The 17,987-nt window shown below is 70.2% G+C and carries 13 protein-coding genes and 2 pseudogenes; 7 read left to right on the top strand and 8 right to left on the bottom strand.

What is annotated here, in order from left to right:
• Positions 1–130, bottom strand: a pseudogene (locus tag EF387_RS44975) (SigE family RNA polymerase sigma factor); the annotation flags it as partial.
• Between the two features lie 225 nt (positions 131–355).
• Between EF387_RS44975 and EF387_RS44970 the strand changes: the two are divergent.
• A complete protein-coding gene (locus EF387_RS44970; RefSeq protein ID WP_162467349.1) occupies positions 356–3,742 on the top strand; it encodes a S8 family serine peptidase in 3,387 nt (1,128 codons plus the stop codon).
• A gap of 84 nt (positions 3,743–3,826) precedes the next feature.
• On the opposite strand, the pseudogene EF387_RS49200 reads toward EF387_RS44970, so the two are convergent.
• The 5 genes and pseudogenes from EF387_RS49200 to EF387_RS50335 all read right to left on the bottom strand — a co-directional run.
• Positions 3,827–4,059, bottom strand: a pseudogene (locus tag EF387_RS49200) (VOC family protein); the annotation flags it as partial.
• 85 nt (positions 4,060–4,144) lie between these two features.
• Complete coding sequence (locus tag EF387_RS44960; RefSeq protein ID WP_128382360.1) at positions 4,145–4,519, bottom strand: peptidase inhibitor family I36 protein; 375 nt, start codon at positions 4,517–4,519, stop codon at positions 4,145–4,147.
• A 97-nt stretch (positions 4,520–4,616) separates the two neighbouring features.
• Positions 4,617–7,706: an AfsR/SARP family transcriptional regulator gene (locus tag EF387_RS44955; protein WP_238432070.1), complete on the bottom strand. Its 3,090-nt coding sequence runs from the start codon at positions 7,704–7,706 to the stop codon at positions 4,617–4,619.
• A 274-nt stretch (positions 7,707–7,980) separates the two neighbouring features.
• Positions 7,981–8,319 carry a toxin Doc gene (locus EF387_RS44950; protein WP_238432069.1) on the bottom strand — a complete coding sequence of 113 codons (339 nt, stop codon included), beginning with the start codon at positions 8,317–8,319 and terminating at the stop codon, positions 7,981–7,983.
• 169 nt (positions 8,320–8,488) lie between these two features.
• Positions 8,489–8,605: a Rho termination factor N-terminal domain-containing protein gene (locus tag EF387_RS50335; protein ID WP_128382357.1), complete on the bottom strand. Its 117-nt coding sequence runs from the start codon at positions 8,603–8,605 to the stop codon at positions 8,489–8,491.
• Between the two features lie 108 nt (positions 8,606–8,713).
• Here EF387_RS50335 and EF387_RS47855 point away from each other — a divergent pair, with 108 nt between their 5' ends.
• The 5 genes from EF387_RS47855 to EF387_RS50330 all read left to right on the top strand — a co-directional run bounded on the left by EF387_RS47855 (position 8,714) and on the right by EF387_RS50330 (position 14,094).
• Positions 8,714–9,184, top strand: a complete 471-nt coding sequence (locus tag EF387_RS47855) for a hypothetical protein (protein ID WP_202918586.1) — start codon at positions 8,714–8,716, stop codon at positions 9,182–9,184.
• A gap of 501 nt (positions 9,185–9,685) precedes the next feature.
• On the top strand, positions 9,686–10,000 hold the full coding sequence (locus EF387_RS44930; protein WP_128382356.1) for a hypothetical protein: 315 nt from the start codon (positions 9,686–9,688) through the stop codon (positions 9,998–10,000).
• Between the two features lie 68 nt (positions 10,001–10,068).
• Positions 10,069–13,086, top strand: coding sequence for a helix-turn-helix transcriptional regulator (locus EF387_RS44925; RefSeq protein ID WP_238432068.1), 3,018 nt, complete (start codon positions 10,069–10,071; stop codon positions 13,084–13,086).
• 64 nt (positions 13,087–13,150) lie between these two features.
• Positions 13,151–13,333, top strand: a complete 183-nt coding sequence (locus EF387_RS44920; protein ID WP_128382355.1) for a hypothetical protein — start codon at positions 13,151–13,153, stop codon at positions 13,331–13,333.
• 599 nt (positions 13,334–13,932) lie between these two features.
• Complete coding sequence (locus EF387_RS50330) at positions 13,933–14,094, top strand: hypothetical protein (protein ID WP_155589841.1); 162 nt, start codon at positions 13,933–13,935, stop codon at positions 14,092–14,094.
• Positions 14,095–14,126: 32 nt separating this feature from the next.
• Here EF387_RS50330 and EF387_RS44915 read toward each other — a convergent pair whose 3' ends face one another.
• Together EF387_RS44915 and EF387_RS44910 are read right to left on the bottom strand one after the other, a co-directional pair.
• On the bottom strand, positions 14,127–15,530 hold the full coding sequence (locus EF387_RS44915; protein ID WP_128382354.1) for an NAD(P)/FAD-dependent oxidoreductase: 1,404 nt from the start codon (positions 15,528–15,530) through the stop codon (positions 14,127–14,129).
• 5 nt (positions 15,531–15,535) lie between these two features.
• On the bottom strand, positions 15,536–16,282 hold the full coding sequence (locus EF387_RS44910) for a hypothetical protein (RefSeq protein WP_238432067.1): 747 nt from the start codon (positions 16,280–16,282) through the stop codon (positions 15,536–15,538).
• 361 nt (positions 16,283–16,643) lie between these two features.
• On the opposite strand from EF387_RS44910, the gene EF387_RS44905 reads away from it, so the two are divergent.
• Positions 16,644–17,396 (top strand): acyl-ACP desaturase, encoded by a 753-nt coding sequence (locus EF387_RS44905; protein ID WP_338058169.1) that lies wholly within the window; start codon positions 16,644–16,646, stop codon positions 17,394–17,396.
• The last annotated feature ends 591 nt before the right edge of the window (positions 17,397–17,987 follow it).

Here is a 17,987-nt window from a genome sequence, read left to right as displayed (position 1 = left end):
GGGTGCTCTGGACCAGGTCTTCGGCCTCGTGGAAGTCGCCGGTGAGCAGGTAGGCGCATCTGACCAGCCGGGGCCAGTGCGCGGTGACGAAGTCCGCGAAGTCGGCATCGGGGTCCGTGCCGCTGTGCACAGGGAGCTCCTCGGCGTTCGGGGTCGGATGGTCCGTTTCCGGTGGTGCTGTCGAAGGGCCGCCCCAAGTGGCCCTCTCAACTCCTACTTGGGCGTTCGGGGTTGGGCTGTTTCACGCCTTCCGGGACCTGTGCGCGATCAGTGGTGTGACGTGCGCCGTGCAACCTCCACAGCCGGAGGCGGAGTACTGACGGCGACCGATCAACGACGACGACAGGTGTCGCGCATGACAGCAGGAAACACAGGCCGGAGAGCCACCGGCCTGGTCGCCGCCGCGTTACTGGCCGCCGGGGCGGCCGTGGTGCCGCCGGCCGCCGCCGACGAGCCGTTGGCCGAGAAGGCAGTGCCCGAGCGCTCCGCGCGGTCCCGCACGGTGACCCTCGTGACCGGCGACGAGGTGACGCTGACCAGCCAGGGCGGCAAGCAGGGCGTGACGGTGCGGGCCGGCAAGGGGCGTGAGGGCATCGGGTTCGTGCAGAGCGTTGTCGGCGACACGTTCACCGTGCTGCCGTCCGACGCCGTGGCCCTGGTGCGGCAGGGAAAGCTGGACAAACGGCTCTTCGATATCAAGAAACTCGTCGACGAGGGCTATGACGACGCGTCACGCTCGGTGCTGCCGCTGATCGTCAGCTATGCGAAGGGCGCGGCGGGAGACACGGCGAGCGACCGGCTCGCGGCGACGAGGACCGGCAGGAACAAGGCCGGCACCGAACTGCCCAGCATCGGCGCCGAGGCGATACGGCAGCCCAAGGCGGGAGGTGAGGACTTCTGGGCGTCGGCGACCAGGAAGTCCGCCAAGAGCGGTTCCGCCGCGTCCGGCCGGGGCGGGCGCGCCCTGGCCGCCGGAATCTCCCGGATCTGGCTGGACGGCCGGGTCCACGCCAACCTCGACCGCAGCACCGCCCAGATCGGCGCGCCCGAGGCGTGGAAGAGCGGGGTCACCGGCAAGGGCGTGAAGGTCGCCGTCCTGGACACCGGTATCGACACCACCCACCCCGACCTCTCGGACGCCATCGCCGGCTCACGGGACTTCACCGAGGGCGACACCGACGGAGTCGTGGACGGCAGCGGCCACGGCACCCATGTCGCGTCGACCATCACGGGCAGCGGAGCCGCGTCGGACGGGAAGTACAAGGGCGTCGCCCCCGACGCACAGCTACTGGTCGGCAAGGTGCTCGACGACGGCGGCATGGGCTTCGACTCGGAGATCATCGCCGGGATGGAGTGGGCGGCCGACCAGAAGGCGGACGTGATCAACATGAGCCTGGGCGGTGAGGCCACGGACGGCACGGATCCGTTGTCCCTGGCCGTGAACGCGCTCACGGAGTCGTCCGGCGCCCTCTTCGTCGTCGCCGCGGGCAACGAGGGAATGCGTAAGACGGTCTCCGCCCCGGCAGCCGCCGATGCCGCGCTGGCCGTCGGTGCCGTGGACCGGGACGACAGGGTGGCCGCGTTCTCCAGCCAGGGTCCCAGGAAGCGCGACCACGCGGTGAAGCCGGAGATCACCGCGCCCGGAGTCGGCATCGTCGCCGCGCGGGCCGCGGGCACCTCCAAGGGCAAGCCGGTGGGCGAGCAATACACCGCGCTCAGTGGCACCTCCATGGCCGGCCCGCATGTGGCGGGCGCCGCCGCGATCCTCGCCCAGCAACACCCCGACTGGAAGCCCGAGCAGCTCAAGGCGGCCCTGGTCAGCACGTCAGAACCGGGCGCCGACGGCAACGTGTTCCAGCAGGGCACGGGACGGGTGGACGTGGCCAAGGCGGTCCGGCAGAGCGCCCATGCCAGCCCCGGAACGGCGTCGATGGTACTGCCCTGGGGCAGCACCAAGCCCGTCGAGCGGACGGTGACCTACCACAACGACGGTGACAAGCCCCTCGAACTGACCCTGTCACTCGACCTCGCCACCGAGAAGGGAACGCCCGGTGCGCCCGCCTCCCTGCGGGACACCAAGCTGACCGTGCCCGCGCACGGCACCGCGCAGACCGTGCTGACAGGGCGGCCGGGCGCGGCGGACCCGGGCACCTACGCCGGTGTGCTGTCCGCCAAGGGCAACGACGGCACCGTCGTCCGCACCGCCGTCTCGGTCCTCGCCGACAAGGAGAACTACCCGGTGACCATCGACGCCACCGACCGCGACGGCGGCAAGCCGGGCGACTTCGTGGCGTACATGGCCAGGCTTGACCAGCCTGAGGAGCAAATCGAGTTCCGTGTGGAGAACGGGGTCTTCACGGGTCACGCCCCGCCCGGCAAGTACACCCTTGCGATGCTGAGCTGGACGAACATCAACACCTCGGGCATGACCATGACCATCATGTCCCAGCAGGTGACCGTGGGCCGCGGCCCGGTCGCCCTCACGGCCGACGCCCGGCAGGGCAAACCGGTCAAGGCCAACGTGGACAGCCCCACCGCCACCTCGACCGTTGCTCATGCCACGCTGCAAGAGCGGCTCCCCGACGGCTCGGACTTCTCGGTGGGCAGCCTCGTCCGGGGTGAGGGGAACCTGTTCGCGGTGCCCACGAAGAAGCCGGTCACGTCCCACCCGTACGCGTTCGTCCACATGACGAGCATGGCCGAGCCCCTGGACACCCCCGGCACACGGCGCCTGTACAACCTCTTGTTGCGCAAGGACAACGAGATCCCCGCCGATCCGACCTTCACCGTCCGGGACTCCGACCTGGCGAAGGTGCGGGCCCGCTTCCACGGCTCCTCCGACGCGGTCACCGGTTACCGCAACAACCTGGCCTACCTGGCCGGCAGCGACATAGGTATGGGCGGCGTGCAGGACGTCACCGTGCCGGGCGAGGCGATCGAGTACTTCAGCCCCGGACCCGACGTCGAGTGGGTCAACCGGAGAACCCGCACCCCCGATCTGTTCACCACCGCCGCGCCGAAGACGTACAAGGCCCGCCAGACCTACACCGAGGACTGGTTCGAGGCACCCTTCGGCCCTGTCGCTGGGGGCGCCCGGTGCGGTGCGGCGCTGCGCGCCGTGCCGTCGCCCCTCAGCCCGTCGGGTCGCGGCCAGACCGGCAGCATCGGCGAGTACACCAGCGGTCGTCTCGCGCTCCTGCGGGACGGCAAGGAGCTCGCCACCACCGACGACCTGTCCCAGGGTCTCCTCGCGGATGACCTGCCTGCCGAGTCCGCCGAGTACACCCTGCGGATGTCGATGAGTCAGAGCCTGCCCTCTCTCCCCCTGGCGACGAACGCGAAGGCCGAGTGGACCTTCAGGTCGGCGCGGCCCGAAGGCCCCGAGGACTGCGCGCGGGCACCGGAGGTCTCGCTGCTCGCCCTCAAGACCGAGGGCGACTTCCCGCTGGACAACCGGGCTCCCAAGGACCGCTCCTTCCCGCTCACCGTCACCGGTGAGACCGGTTCGACGGGGAAGGCCACGGCCCTGACGGACCTCACCATGAAAGCGTCCTTCGACGACGGGCGCACCTGGACGACGGTTCCCGTGACCCGGGCCGGCCAAGGCGCGTTCCGCGCGGTCGTCCCGGCGCCGAGCGGCAAGGGCAGGACGGGCTACGTGAGTCTGCGGGCCGCCGCCCACGACAGCGCCGGTAACGGCGTCACCCAGGAGGTGATCCGGGCGTACGGCCTGAAGCCGTAGCGCCCTCCCGGGGCCTGCCCCGCCGCGTGTCGGTGGGGCAGGCCCCTGCACACGACCGCGGCCCGGTGGGCCGGCTCCTTCGCAGACGACCGGCTCGCCGAAGCCCAGCAGGTTCACCTCGCTTTCCGGAACCAGGCGCCGCGTGCACCGCATGCGCCCTTGCTGGACCAGTTCCCTTCGATCTCGGCGATGCCGTCCTTCGTTCGAACCCGGGGGCGTCGACCTCCTCGAACACCACGCCGTGCCGTTCCGAGATCCGACACGGCTGTCTCGATGTCGTCGACCTCGAAAGCCATCTGAGGCTGAACATGCGGGCTCACCAGTCTCACGCCGTTCACCGTCCCCGGGACATGGCACGGCCGCCGCGAATGTCCGCGGCGGCCGTGCGTGCGGTGACGGTGATCAGCACTCGCCACGCCAGGTGGCCTGCTTGAAGACGACGCCGGGCGCGAAGTTCCACTTGTAGTCGCCGGGGCCCGGGTTGAAGTGGAGGCAGTCGCTGAACGTGCCCCCGTTGTAGGTCCAGGTGAGCTGGATGTGGTCGGCGCCGGGGAAACTCGTACCGTTGTTGAAGACGGACTGCCCACTGACGCTGCCGGACCAGTTGCCCTGGCTCTCCACAAGCAGTGAACCTGTCTGGTCCGTGCCGGAGTAGATGCAGAAGGCTCCTCGGTCACAGCCGGGCGGGTTCGGTTCGGCGGAGGCGGTGGGTGCCATGACGGCCACGGAGGCCAGGGCGGCGGATGCGGACAGGGTCGCGATGGTGCGCTTGCGCATCTGGTTCTTCCCCCTTGTTCGGGTCCTGTTCCTTCGTTGCCCCCTCACTGTGGGCGACGGTGGTACAGCCGGAGCGCAGCGCCGGTTCAGTCCTGGTTCAGCCCGTGTGCACGCTCGGATCCTCATCCTCGACAGCGCGTAGCTCGGCGTACTCCCGAGTGCCGTAGAGCTGGAATGTCAGCAGTGCCTCCTGGCGCAGCGCACGGGCGCGGGACCGGTCGCCGACGAGTTCGTGGAGACGGGACAGATCACGTAGGGTGCGGGCGCGGAAGACCGGATGCCTCAGCCGGGTCCAGAGGTCCAGTGCCTGCCCGAGACAGGCCGACGCATGGTCCACCCGCCGCTGGGCGAGGTGCAGTTCGCCGAGTGTGCGCAGCAGCAATGCCTCGCCGAATCCGTCGTCCAGCTCCCGGCACACCCGTAGCGCGCCGAGCAGTGCGGGCAGCTCCGCGTCGTCGGGCCTCAGCCGGAAACGGACTTTGGCCAACGCCTGTACGGCGTATGCCTCCATCAGCCGGTCACCGGCCGATCGCTGGAGGTGCAGGGCCCGCGAGCACTGCTCCTCCGCGCGCGCCAGGTCACCGTCCGCCCGGTGCACCAGGCCGATCGCGCGCAGTGCCAGCCCCTCGCCACGTCGGCTGCCGATCGACCGGTAGATCGTGAGTGCCTTCCGCAGGTGGACCGTCGCCTCCGCGGAGTTGCCCTTCTCCCGCAGGATCGCCCCGAGGTCGTAACGAGCACCCGCCGCGCCCGCGGCGTCCCCGAGTGTCTCGAAGGCGGACAGGGCCTGTTCCAGACAGGCCGTCGCCTCGGTGAAGTTGCCTCGTTCCCTGCCGACGGCGGCGATGCCCGAGAGGGCTGTGGCCCGACCGCCGAGATCGCCCAGCCGTTCGAACCCAGCCAACGCCTCGCGGAAGTAGCGGTCGGCGTCGTCGAACCGGTCCTGTTCGTAGCGCAGTTGTCCGAGGCCAGTGAGCAGTACGGCCTCCCCGCGCGGGTTCGCCGCCCGGCGGACGGCGGCGAGGGCGGCGTCGTGGGTCCGCTGCCACTCCTCGAACTGGTTGTTCACCCGGAAGGATGCCTGGACGAGCGCCGTGGCCAGGTCACACGCCTCCTCGTCGAGACCGAGGCGCGCGGCGAGCACTACCCCGGCGACCAGCGAACCGTGCTCGGCCCGGAGCCACGCGCGCGGATCGGCCAGCAGCCGCCCGCCCAGTCCCATGTCGGTGCCCTCTCCGGCGCCCTGGGGTACGAGGTGCGGCACACCGGTGGGGTCGAGGTCCCCGGCCCGGCGGGTGAGCGTGAGCCAGGTACGCAGCAGCCGTGACAGCGCCGAAGATCGGTCCTGCCGGGTGTCCTCCAGGTCGGCTCGTTCCCTGGCGTACAGCCGGACCAGGTCGTGGAAGCGGTACCGTACGCGGCCGGTACGGTCCGCCCCCAGCGGCTCCAGCAGATGGGCGTCGGCCAGCCGGTCGACCAGACGCTCCGCGTCGGACACGTCGATGCCCGCCAGCGGCGCGGCCACCCAGGGCGCGAGATCCGGTGATTCGAGTATTCCGAGCCGACGGAAGACGAGTCGCTCCGACTCCGGCAGCGCGCGGTAGCTGACCTCGATCCCGGCGCGTACGTCCAGGTCTCCGGAGGCCATCTCGTCCAGTCGGACGTGTTCGTCGCGCAGCCGCTCGGCCAGTGCGCCGAGCGGCCAGGCGCTTCGGGTGCCGAGCCGGGATCCCGCGATACGCAGCGCCAGCGGGAGCCCTCCGGACAACTTGGCGATCTCGGCCGCCGCCTCGGGCTCCGATGTCGTCCTGTCGGGACCCGTGAGGCGGGCCAGAAGTTGCAGGGCATCTGCGGGGTTCAGTACCTCCAGGCCCACCCGCTCGACGGAGTCCAGGCCGTGCAGGGCCCGCCGGCTGCTGATCAGCACGGCGCTCCCGCTGCCCGCACCCGGCAGCAGGGACCGCACCTGCTCCTCACCGGCGGCGTCGTCCAGCACCACGAGAACCCTCAGACCGGCCAGCAGCGTACGGAACGCGGCGGCTCGTTCGGGCAGCGAAGGGGGAATGCGGCCCGGTCCGATGCCGAGCGCGCGCAGGAAGCCGGCGAGGACCTCGGCGGGGTCGGCCGTCTGGGCAGGGTCCCCACCACCCAGTCCGGCATGGAGCTGCCCATCCGGAAAGGCCGTGGCGACCCGGTGCGCGACGTGCAGCGCCAGTGCCGTCTTGCCGACGCCCGCCATTCCGTGCACGACACAGACCCGGCCGTGCTCGCTGCCCTCTCGCAGTGCGGCCTCCAGACGGGCCATCTCCGTCTCGCGGCCGGTCAGCCACTTCGGCGGGGCGGGCAACTGCACGGGAGCCGGCGCCTCGCCGGGCTCGCGCCTCGTCCGCACCTCCCACCGCGCGCGCGCCTCCCCCACGGTTCCGGCTCCGGCGGGCTGGTCGGCCGCCAGCAGCCGGGCATGCACTTCCCGAAGCTCCGGGCCGGGTTCGATACCCAACTCGGCATGCAGTCGACGACGGCCGTCGCGGTACACACGCAGGGCGTCCGCCCGGCGTCCACAGCGGTCCAGGGCGGTGATGAGCAGCACCCGTAATCGTTCCCGCAGCGGATGCTCGGCCACTAGCCCGGCGAGGTCACCCACCAGCTCCGCTCCGCCGCCCAGTTCCAGCCGCGCGTCGAGCATGCGTTCCACGGTGGCCAGCCGGATCTCCTCCAGCCGCGTCGCCTCGGCCTGGAGCACCGAGGTCGTCGGAGCGCCGAGCGCGGGGCCCCTCCAGAGCCCCAGCGCCTTCTCGAAGAGGTCCGCCGCGCCACCGTGTTCACCCCGGGCCGCTTCCGCGCGTCCTCGTTCCAGCAGCGCTTGGAACAGCTGAAGATCCAGCTGTCCCTCCTCCGGCTCGAACACATAGCCACGGGGACGGGTCGTGATCACTTCGCGGGCGTCCGTGCTGTGGAGCACCTGCCTCAGCCTGAGGACGTATCCCTGCACCAGCTTCGCCGCCGACGCCGGTGGCCGATCCCCCCACACCGCGTCGACCAGCCGGTCGACCGACACCAGTTTTCCGGCCTCCACGAGCCCGGCGGTGAGCAGCGCGGTCGGCTTGCGCGGGAACGGCGGCAACCTCTGCCCGTGGGCCCACACCTCGACCGGCCCCAGCACCCGGAATTCCACACTGGCCCCCAAGGCTCCCGATCACAGTGGCCCACTGGTCCAGTGCGCCGTCACTCGAAGCCCTCGGTGTCCACGATGCTCGTGCTGCCCACCCGACGCCAGACACACACCGGCCAGCGGGTCGGAATGGCTGAACCCCGCCGAAGGCGCCGTTGTCTCGTGCGTGGGGCCACTGTCCCGATTCCCAACATCCCCGGGGCGACACGTAGTTGGCAGGCCGAGGCGCTGCACCGCGTCGACTGCTTCCGCGGCCCGGTGGCACCTCGGCCCTGGCGCCGGAAGACGATCATGTAGCGGACGGGGTTTGCCAGGATCGGAGCCGGTCGGCGATGTCGTAAGTGGTCAGGCGCAGGGCCCTGATGTCATCGATCAGTTGGATCCACTGCTGCTGACTGGCAACGACGGTTTCGCCGGAGGCCTCGATGTACGCCACGGCGACCGCGTACCCGTACAGCTCGTTGCGGGCGGGTAGCGGCCGCTCCAGCACGATGGTGTCGAGCAGGGCGGCTGCCCGCCAGTACGCATCGGGTTCCCCCGCCTCCAGGCGGGGAGTGTTCACCCGGTGCCGTGCGACGGCCGCGATCAGGGCCGAGTAGTCAAGGATCTGCAGATCCTTGCCGAGCACGCGCTCTTGCCGGTCGAGAAGCCACCGGATGTCGATGTGGCGCGTTGCCCGCCAGTGAAGTCCATCGCGACGATCACTTTGTGCACCACGTCGGCGTGAATCTTGCCTTGCGAGCGGACCTCCAGTTCCTCAATCTCGGCAGAAAGTCGTCGACCGGACTGGCCTGGACTCAAGAGGCGGCTTCGGAGAGTGCGTTGATCAGCTGATCTCGGTTCATCCTGGACCGACCGGGGATGTCGAACTTGGTCGCCTGTTCGTAGAGCTCGCCCTTGCTCAGCTGCTCCAACTGGTCTTTCCCGCCCTGTGCGGCCTTCCCCTTCTCCTTCTTCTCCGCGGTGTCGTGGTAGTCCTCGGGGTTCCAGTCGACGGACGCGCGTCGATCAGCTGCCGGGCGGTGTCCAGCTCCTTTGGCGCCTGCTGCCCGCCGAAGCCGACCTGCTCCGCCGGCGCGTACGCGAACTCCTCGACGACCACCACATCAGCGAACCAGTGCAGTGGAGTCCCCAATTGCCCACGGAATGCACCCCGGACCCTGATCCTGCCCGGCCCCGATCGGCACAGCATCACGCCCGAACAGATCCACCGCCTCGCCCCGACGGGAGCGTTCTCCATCGCCCAACTCGCGCAGAACCTGGGCACCTCCACCGCACACGCCCGCTACCTGGCGGCCGAGCATCCCGTCGACCGGAGCGCTCCGCGCTACCGCCAGAGCCAGGACACAGCCCGCCACGCCCGCCGCCGCGGCGATCTCGTCCATCCCGGCCTCAGGTCCATGCGTGGCGATCTGCTCGCCGGCCGCGGCCAGGATCTTCTTTCGGTTGCGGACCGCGTCGGCGCGCGGCGCCCTGGACCGAACTCCTGTTAGAGAACGCGCCAATTTCTTGCCGGTTCTTGAGCGGTACACCGGCAGAACTTGCATTCTTGCAGTTCAAGACTGGTCAGTGCTGTCGCGAGGGCCTGCTGGGTCGAATCCGGGTCGAATTGGCCCGCCTTGGCGTACCCAGCTGGGTTATCGCAGGTCAGTGGGGTGGCAGGCAAGAGCAATCGGCGTGGGGGAGATGTGGACGGCTACACGGCACAGCTGCCTCGCGGAAGTGAGTTGGGGCAGCGGGGCGGGGCAATTTGAGGTGGTGCGGGCCGCCGTGGACGGGTGGGCTCGCCCCTACCTGGTCCTCTTGCCGGAGGGAGGGATGAGGGCTGTTCACGACTTCGAAGTGCGTTACACAAGGAGAAACTGGTGACGACCCGGTGGGCACCCAGCGCGGCGCCGTTCGCCCTCGGATCGACACCTCGTTCGTCGGCCAGACCAAGAAGTGAGCGAAGCATGCAAACCGGACTGTCGGGCCAAGATCGGAGCTGCCAAACCATGACCACAGTCGTTTCGGTGCTGCCCTCCGGAGGCAGTTTCCGCCTCGCCGCCCAGCTGCGGGGCATGCCCAGCGGCACATGGATTTACGCGGCCACGGCGAGAGGCGCCGCAGCCGCCGGACTGGGGGCCGCACGACGATCTCGGCGGGTCGGCGTCGACGGCGCCTTCGCCCTGGACCGCCAGCACCCGGTCGACGGGGAGCAGTTCTTCGCCGAGGCCGCGACCCGTGGCAGGACCGCCGTGGCCGGCGCACCCGTGCACAAGGTTCACTCCCACCTCGATCACGGCCGCACAGCGCTACCCCCGGCGTGATGACGACCGCACAGACTTCCGGGGCGTCCTGTCCGAAGGGACCGGAGCGCTCACCAAGGGGGACATCAATGGGGAGGGACACGATGGTGCTCGCGTTCGACGAGACGGCGACGAAGCTGGTCGGCAGGGCTGCCGACCTGGCACGATTCGACTCGGTGATCGGCCGTGTGGGGCAGGGCGACGCTCCCGCCGTGATCGACGTCGCCGGAGACGCCGGTATGGGCAAGAGCCGACTGCTCAGCGAGTTCTGTGCGAGAGCGCGGCAGCGGGGGCTGACCGTGCTGCGCGGCAGGGCCACGGAGTACGAACTGCACACACCGTTCCAGGCGTTCACGGACGCGTTCGTCGACGCCGATCCCTCCTTCCTCGCCTCGGACGCCGTGCCCGAGGCGGCGGCGCCTGTGCTGTACGGCGCCGGCGCGGCGCAGGGCACGGGCGTCCGCGACCGCTTCGGCCTCTACCGCGCCGTCGCGGACGTGCTGGCCCGGCTCGGGGAGCGGAGCGGGCTGGTGATGGCGCTGGACGACCTGCACTGGGCGGATCCCGCGTCCCTGGAATTGCTGGACCACATGATCCGCCACCCGGTAAGCGGGCGGGTGCTGCTGGTCGTGGCCCGCCGCGAACGGCAGACGCCTTCCCGCCTGAACGCCGCGCTCATGCGGGGCGTCGACAGCGGAGCCGTTCTGCGCACGAGGCTGCGACCGCTGGCCGAGCAGGAGTCGATCGAGGCACTTGCCCCGCAACTGCCGCCGCGCGACGCCAAGGAGATCTACAAGGCCAGCGGGGGCAACCCGCTCTACCTCCGTTGCCTCCTGCACGCCTACCAGCACGGCGCACGGCGCGGCACCATCGCCAGGGGCCACGACGACACCGCGACGGGGGTGCCGAGCGGGTTCGTCTCCCTGCTCCTGGAGGAACTGACCACACTGACCGACGCACAGCGACGTACCGTCGAAGCGGTGGCGGTCCTCGGGGACCACGCCACACCCATCATGGTGAGTCTGACGACCGGGAATCCCACGGCGGCTGAACTCGACGACCGCATCGAGGTGCTGGCGCGCCGGGATCTGCTGCGCCTTGGCTCCGACGGCCGCTGGACGCTTCGCCACCCGCTGCTGCGGGCGTCGGTCTACGAGCACACCCCCGCATCCCGGCGTGCCGAGATCCACCGCACCGCCGTGGACGAACTGGCCAGGACCGGCGCTCCCGCCGCCGAACGCGCCCACCACGTGGAGAGATCACTGGTCGGCTGGGATCCCGCGGCGGCAGCCGTTCTGAGCGAGGCAGCCGCCCAGTTCGCCCACACGGCACCCGCCACGGCCGCACATCTGCTGGAGGTCGTCCTGCGGCTCATGCCGGACACGCCCGCCTACGCGCGGCAGCGCGGCGAGCTGACGCTGGCGCGTGCAAGAGCGCTGGGTGTGGGCGGCAGCCTGCGGGAGAGCCGTGATCTGCTGCATGCGCTGATCAGTGGGCCGGGGCAGGACGACGCGTCGCTGCGCGGGGACGCGACAGCGCTGTGCGCCATGATGGAACGCCACCTCGGGCACTCCCCGGAAGCGCTCGCCCTGCTGCAGCGCGAACTGGCTCGTACCCCCGGTCCCGAGCCGCGCCAGGTGGTCTCCCTGGGACTCGCCCTCGGCATGGCCGCCCTGAACACCGTCTCCTACGCCGGAGTGCGGGACGACATCGCGCGGACCCTCGGGGTGGCCCGCTCACACGGTGATCTCATGGGAGAGACAGCGGTCCTGGCACTGGCGTCGCTGGGCGAGGCCTACGAAGGACAGGCCGCAGCGGCGCGCCGGTTCGCCGACGCCGCGGCCGGGCTCGTGGACGGCTTCACCGATCCCGCCGTCACGGAAGTCTCCGAGTCGCTGGTCTGGCTGGCCTGGGCCGAAGCCGTGCTGGAGCGCTACGCCGACGCGGAACGCCACGCCGACCGGGGGCTGGACATCGCTCGCCGCAGCGGACAGGTCCACGTTCTGCCTCACCTGCTCACCGGCAAGGCCTTCGTGCAGCTCACCACGTGCCGGCTGTCGGCCGCCCTGGAGTCGGCAGAGGAGGCGGAATCCGTCGCACGAGCCGTCGGCAGCAGCGATCTCCTGGCCTTCACACTGTGTTTCAAGGCACTGATCCTCCTCCTGTGCCGCCCCCTGGGCGACACCGGTGCCCTGACGACCGCCGAGGAGGCCGTGGCCGCGGTCGGCGGAAGTGCACACTGGTGGGCCTCACTTGCCGGATGCATGCTCGGCCACGTGACCCTCGTCAGCGGCGAGCCGCACCGGGCACAGCACGCCATTCTGACGGCGGGCGGTCCCGAACTGCTGAAACTCCAGCCCTCGATCCGCCCTGGGCAGCTGGAGTCCCTCGTCAACACCGCCCTCGCGGTCGGCGACGTCGAGTGGGCCGCGCGCTGGGCCGCACAGGCGGTCGCGGAGGCCGATCGGATGGGGCTGCACGGCCAGCAGGGGGCGGCACTGCGCGCCGAGGCGGCGCTCGCCCAGCATCGGGGCGACCCACGCGCGGCCGCCATTCTCTTCGAGCGCGCCGCGCAGGCGTACGTGCCCTCCGGTGCGACGCTCTGGGAGGCGTACTCCCTGCTCCTGGCCACCCCTCAAGCGCAGGCCGCGGGCGACGCCCGACGCGCCGCGGCGATGTGGAGACGGGCCCGCCGTCTCCTCGCCGACGGCGACGCACGCCTGTTGTCCGACCTGGCCGTGATCGTGCGCCCACCGGGTGCGGAGGCCACGCCCGGGCCGACGGAACCCGACCGACCCGCCACGGGACCGCAACAGATGGACGAACTGCTGAGCACGCCGACAGAGCTCGATCAACTGACCAGACGGGAAAGGGAGATAGCCGATCTGGTCGCGGAAGGGCTGAGCAACCAGGCCATCGCGACGAAGCTGTTCCTCAGCAGCCGCACTGTGGAGAGCCACCTGTCGGCCATCTACCGCAAGACCAAGTTGCCCTCCCGGTCAGCACTGGCGGGCCTCGTGACGCGCGCCGCCCTCGAACGGCGGACCGAACCGACTTGGGAGCCAGTGCTCTTCGGAGCGAGACCCTCTCACAGAGACCGTTCCTGACCTCTCTGGTCTCCACGCCCGGCTGCGGTCCGCCGCGCGGGAAGCGGAGGCGGCGGCGGTCGCCGTGGGTGCCACCGCCGACCGGCACCGCGGCCTGGCGGCCTTGGGCGAGGCCGTGGTCGCAGGCCGAGGTCCGGAACTCGCCTCACGGGACGTATTCGTGCGGGAACCAAGGGAACGTCACGGCTGGGCGTCCATCGCGGTGGTGGCCACGGGCCGCATCAACGGGCGCGGTACGGCGGCGTGAGCGCGCAGGTCCCCGTGCGCGGTCAGCGGCGTCCAGCCAGGGCCTCGCCACACCGGGGGCGCCGGGCAGCCGTATCACCCGCCAGCCGAGCAGTTCGTCCACCCCGGGCTGCGGCGGGACCGGAGTGGGCGTCGGCGTGGAGCGGCAGCGGCCGCCCTCGGGTGCGTCGAGCGTCGAGTGTCGCGTCGGCGAGGAAGGCGGCATACTCTCGCGGCCGAGCGTGCCCGTGTCGGGGTCGTACCCGAGCCAGGCATCTCCTCCTCAGGTCCACTGTAGGTGCCGTCGCCTTACAGGAATTCCTCCTGGGACAGGGTGGTGCCGCCGAGGTGGAGGACACGGCGTACAGCGAGTCAAGCCCTACGGCAGCCTGGACGCATTCGCGGAAGCACGTTATGGGAGTACGTACTGCCGACCGGTCACATCGCTCCGTGACCGGCGCGGAGCGGTGGTCGTCCTCGGTCCGACTCCTCGGCGGGCGGCCCGTTGAAGCCTGCGGAAGTCCATGGGCGTCCGCCCTCGAGTGGGCGGTGGGCGGTGGGCGGTGGGCGGTGAGGGCGAGCACATGCTGTATATCCACCCGGACGAATGCGGGGACTGCGGTGTCTGCCAGCCGGTGCCCCGCCGAGGCCATCTACTACGACCTCGAGCTCCCGACGGAGTGGAAGCCCTACCTGGCGGCCAACGCCGACTTCTTCGCCGACCTGGGCTCCCAGGGCGGCGCTGCCGACCTGTCAAGGACCGACATCGACCCAGACAGTTGAGGTACGGCGCTCGGGCCGGCAGCCCAAGGCGGTCATGGCGGCGGTGGGTACGCGGGATGCCGCTCGGTGTCCGTCTGGTCCAGCCGTGCGGAGCCGGTGGTGAGGGGCGGTCGGGGGACCGTGGTGGGCAATCCGAGGAGGCGTCCCCGGATGGCGGCGGCCAGCAGCGCCGGGTGGAGCAGCCCCGCGGGTGAGCCGACGAGGTGATAGACGCGGTCCAGGGCGCGCTGTGCCCTCAGGTTGCCGTGCGCGGCGAGCCGGTCCACTGCCCCCGACCATCGGCCGAACAGCGCGTCGACGGCGGATGCCGGGCGGCCGTCTGTGTGGCGCAGGTCCTCTCCGGTTGCGATGGCCCAGGGGAGGTCCGCCGCTCGGTGAAGCCGACGCATCAGCCGCCGCTCCCATCCCGGCTGCACGCCTGCGGCCAGCGCCTGCCGCAGGAGCAGGGCCTGGGTGGCGGCTACGGTGATTCCCTGACCGTAAACCGGGTTGAAGGTGCACAGGGCGTCACCCACGACCAGGAGCCCGTCCGGCCAGTGCGCCAGACGGTCGTAGCGACGTCGCACATTGTTGGTGCGGCGGTGGACCGTGACGTCGCCGATCGGGTCGGCACTGCGGGTGAAGTCGGCGAGCGCCGGGTCCCGCAGCCGGTTCAGGAAGGCGTCGAAACCGGCCGAGTCGCGGGGCGGCCGGTGCTCTCCGGCGCCTACCGCCGCCACCATCCAGCGTCCGCCTTCGACCGGTAGCGCCACACCGCCGGCCGGTGCGCCCGGAACTGGAAGCATGACGATGCCCGCGACCTGGCCGAGGTGGTCGGGTGGGGCGGCGTAGACCCGTCCCGCGTAGCCGAATCCGGCATCGACGACGGTGGTCGCGGGCGCCTCGATGCCCAACTGCGTCAGCCAGTCGGGCAGTCGGGAGCTGCGCCCGGAGGCGTCGACGACGAGGTCGGCCCGAACATGCGGTGCGTCGAAGCACTCGACAAGCCAGGCCCCGCCGGTCATGGTGGCGCCGCGGCTCAGGCCCCGCACCCGCGTGCCGCCACGCAGCTCCACCCCGGGCAGCTCTGCCACACGCCGCCGGACCAGGTGCTCGATCAACGGGCGGGTGGCGGAGACCAGTTCGAGCGCGGGTGTGCCGAACGGTGCCCATCCGCGTTCGCCCAGCCACGCCAGGTCGCCCGTGTCCAGCGGCACCCCGCCCGCGGCGACCAACTGTCCGCCCAGCCCGGGGAGAAGCTCCTCGATCGCTGACAGCCCGCGGTGGAGCAGTACATGGGGCTGACGGCCCTGCGGGACACCGCCGCGCGGCGCAGGCATCCCATGGCTCCGGTCCTGTTCGAGGAGGGTGACGGGGCGACCGGTCGCCCCGATCACCGCTGCCGTCAGCAGCCCGGCCATGCCCGCCCCGATGATGACGGTGTGCTCGGTGTTCATGACGCCTACACCAGCCGGAAAAGGAGCCGCCGCATCTGCTTCAGCCACGGCAGCGGCACAAGGCGCCACAGCGGAGCACCGGCGGACAGCGGTATGTGCCCGCGGAGTATGGCTCCGTAATCGAGTGACGCGGCGTGCGGAAAATATTCGGGCTTGCAGGCCACGATATCTTTGAAACCCTTGTTGCGGTAATAGCGTAGCTGCGGGTCACGGGGAAGGCCGTGACGTTTTTCACGCATGTATACGTCCACCGGAATGTCCGGATTGATGCGCCTCCAGGCCTGGAGACCGGGCATCGGGGAGCCGAGATAGATATCGCGCCAGCCGTGTTTGAGTGCGTGTGGCCAGAAGAACTCGAATATGGCGGTCACCGCGTCCGCGTCGACGCTGCTCAGGCTGATTCCGAAGAGCGATCCGGTGGCTTCCGGATGAGGCGTCTCCACTCGTGCGCAGTCGGCCCAGGTGGCTGCCGAGTCCAACTCCGCGGTCTTGATCGGCTTCATGAACAACGAGGCCAGCGCCGCTCCGTCCGTCGCGAACGCCCCTATGCTCAACCGCGGATACGCCTGGATGCGGGCGGCCAGCTCCGCGCGGTCCGCCGCCTGGCCCTGGTCCCACTTCGTCTGCTCCAGCGTGATGAGCGCCTCGACGTCACCCGGCCGCAGAAAACGGACCTCGATGGAGCTCGAGGGAGTATCGGATCCCCTGTCGGGGTGGTTCTGGACCAATCGGCGCGGACTGACCATGGCCATGTTTTCTCTCCTGGAAACCGAGTCGGCATGCACCTCGACCATGCCGACCGACCGATCGTTCGGGAAGCCCTTCGGTATTTTGGACGGGATTTGTGCATGAATCGTTCACCTCGGATTCACGTTCGAAATCCCGTATTCATTCGACGTTCGGAGCGGATGTGATCCCGACTACGTTTTCCCGTCCCGCGAGAATTCGCAGGTATTCTTCAGGCGGCGTCACGCCTGCCCCGGATTTCTTGGCCGGCGGCCCCTCGCCGCCCGCGCAGAAGCGGGCGGATTTTCGCGAGCTCGCAGCGGACACCGTGGATCCGGCTCGCGTGTTCCTCTCACCGTCTTTCCCTCCCCGTCTCAGGGAAGCCGTATGACAACTGTGCCCACCGCCGACATCCGACTGTTGCTGGACCTCGAACCGGTTGTTGAGGCCGGTCTCAGCCGCCACCTGGCGACAGCCAAGGAGTGGTTCCCGCACGAGTACGTCCCCTGGAGTCGGGGCCTCGACTTCGACGGCGTGCTCGGCGGGCAGGCATGGAACCCCGGGCAGTCCAACCTGCCGGAAGCCGTGCGTACCTCACTGATCGTCAGGACGGCGGAGGAGGACCGCCACGGCAACGTCATCCGGGACTACCTGTTGGCAACTGGGGCAGTCGACCCGGTGGCCCTCGAACGGGCCCGGATGGTCCACATGGCCACGGGCTTCGAACTCGAATACACGGGCGCCGTCGAGGCGATCGCGTACGTGTCGTTCCAGGAACTCGCCACCCGGGTCGCACACCGCAACACCGGCCGCCTCTCCGGCGACCCCGTCTGCGACCAACTGCTGGCCCGCGTCGCCCAGGACGAGAACCTGCACATGGCCTTCTACCGCGACCTGCTCGACGCGACGTTCGACCTGGTGCCCGATGCCGCCATGCGCGCGGTTACCACGGTCGTGACGTCCTTCCGGATGCCCGTGCCACGGGATCGACAACTTGGCGCGCAAGTCGGCGCAGTTCGCCATGGCGGGCATCTACGACCTCCGGCTGCATCACGACGAGGTGCACTTGCCCGTGCTGCGCCGGCTGCGGGTCTTCGAGCGCTGCGGTCTCGGCCCGGACGGCGAACGTGCCCGTGTTGACCTGCGAAATACCTCGCCCGGCTCGACCGCACCGCGAACCGCTTCACCGAGCGGCGCGAGGCCGCCCGACACCGTGCCGCCTCGGCCGGTCACCGCGTCCGGACCGCTGACGACGGCGGCAGGTGAGCGACCGCACCGACCCGGAGAACAACCGGAAGGAGCTGGAAGAAGTGACAGAAGCCTCCGACTTTCGACCACTGCAGGCGGCCACGGGCACACCCATGGCCCACCTGCACAGTGAGACCCCGGCGGTGTTTCGCCAGATGGCCTCGGACTGGCCGGCCGTCAGCACCTGGACGTTCCGTCACATCGCCTCCCTCGCCCCGACGCTGCCGGTGCAGCTAGGGGGTGTTTCGAAAGTCCCGCACAGCACCCACGGCGCCCGGCACGCACTCTCGCCGCACCGGCCGAAAGCCCAAGTACGTCCAGTACGAGGGCTTTCGTCCGGCACGCCGAGAGCACGCACCGGACACCGCGGGCACCGCACAGGACTTTCGAAACACGCCCTACTGAGTTTTTCGTTAGTTCTGTGGGTGCAGGAGCGTCAGTGGTGTGAGGCTGTTGGTGTGTCTTCCGAGTCGCAGGCCGTGG

The organism is Streptomyces cavernae (assembly GCF_004023625.1).
Classification (GTDB): Bacteria; Actinomycetota; Actinomycetes; order Streptomycetales; family Streptomycetaceae; genus Streptomyces; species Streptomyces cavernae.
The sequence above is the reverse complement of the archived record's forward strand: the minus strand, read 5'-3'. Positions and strand labels throughout refer to the sequence as shown.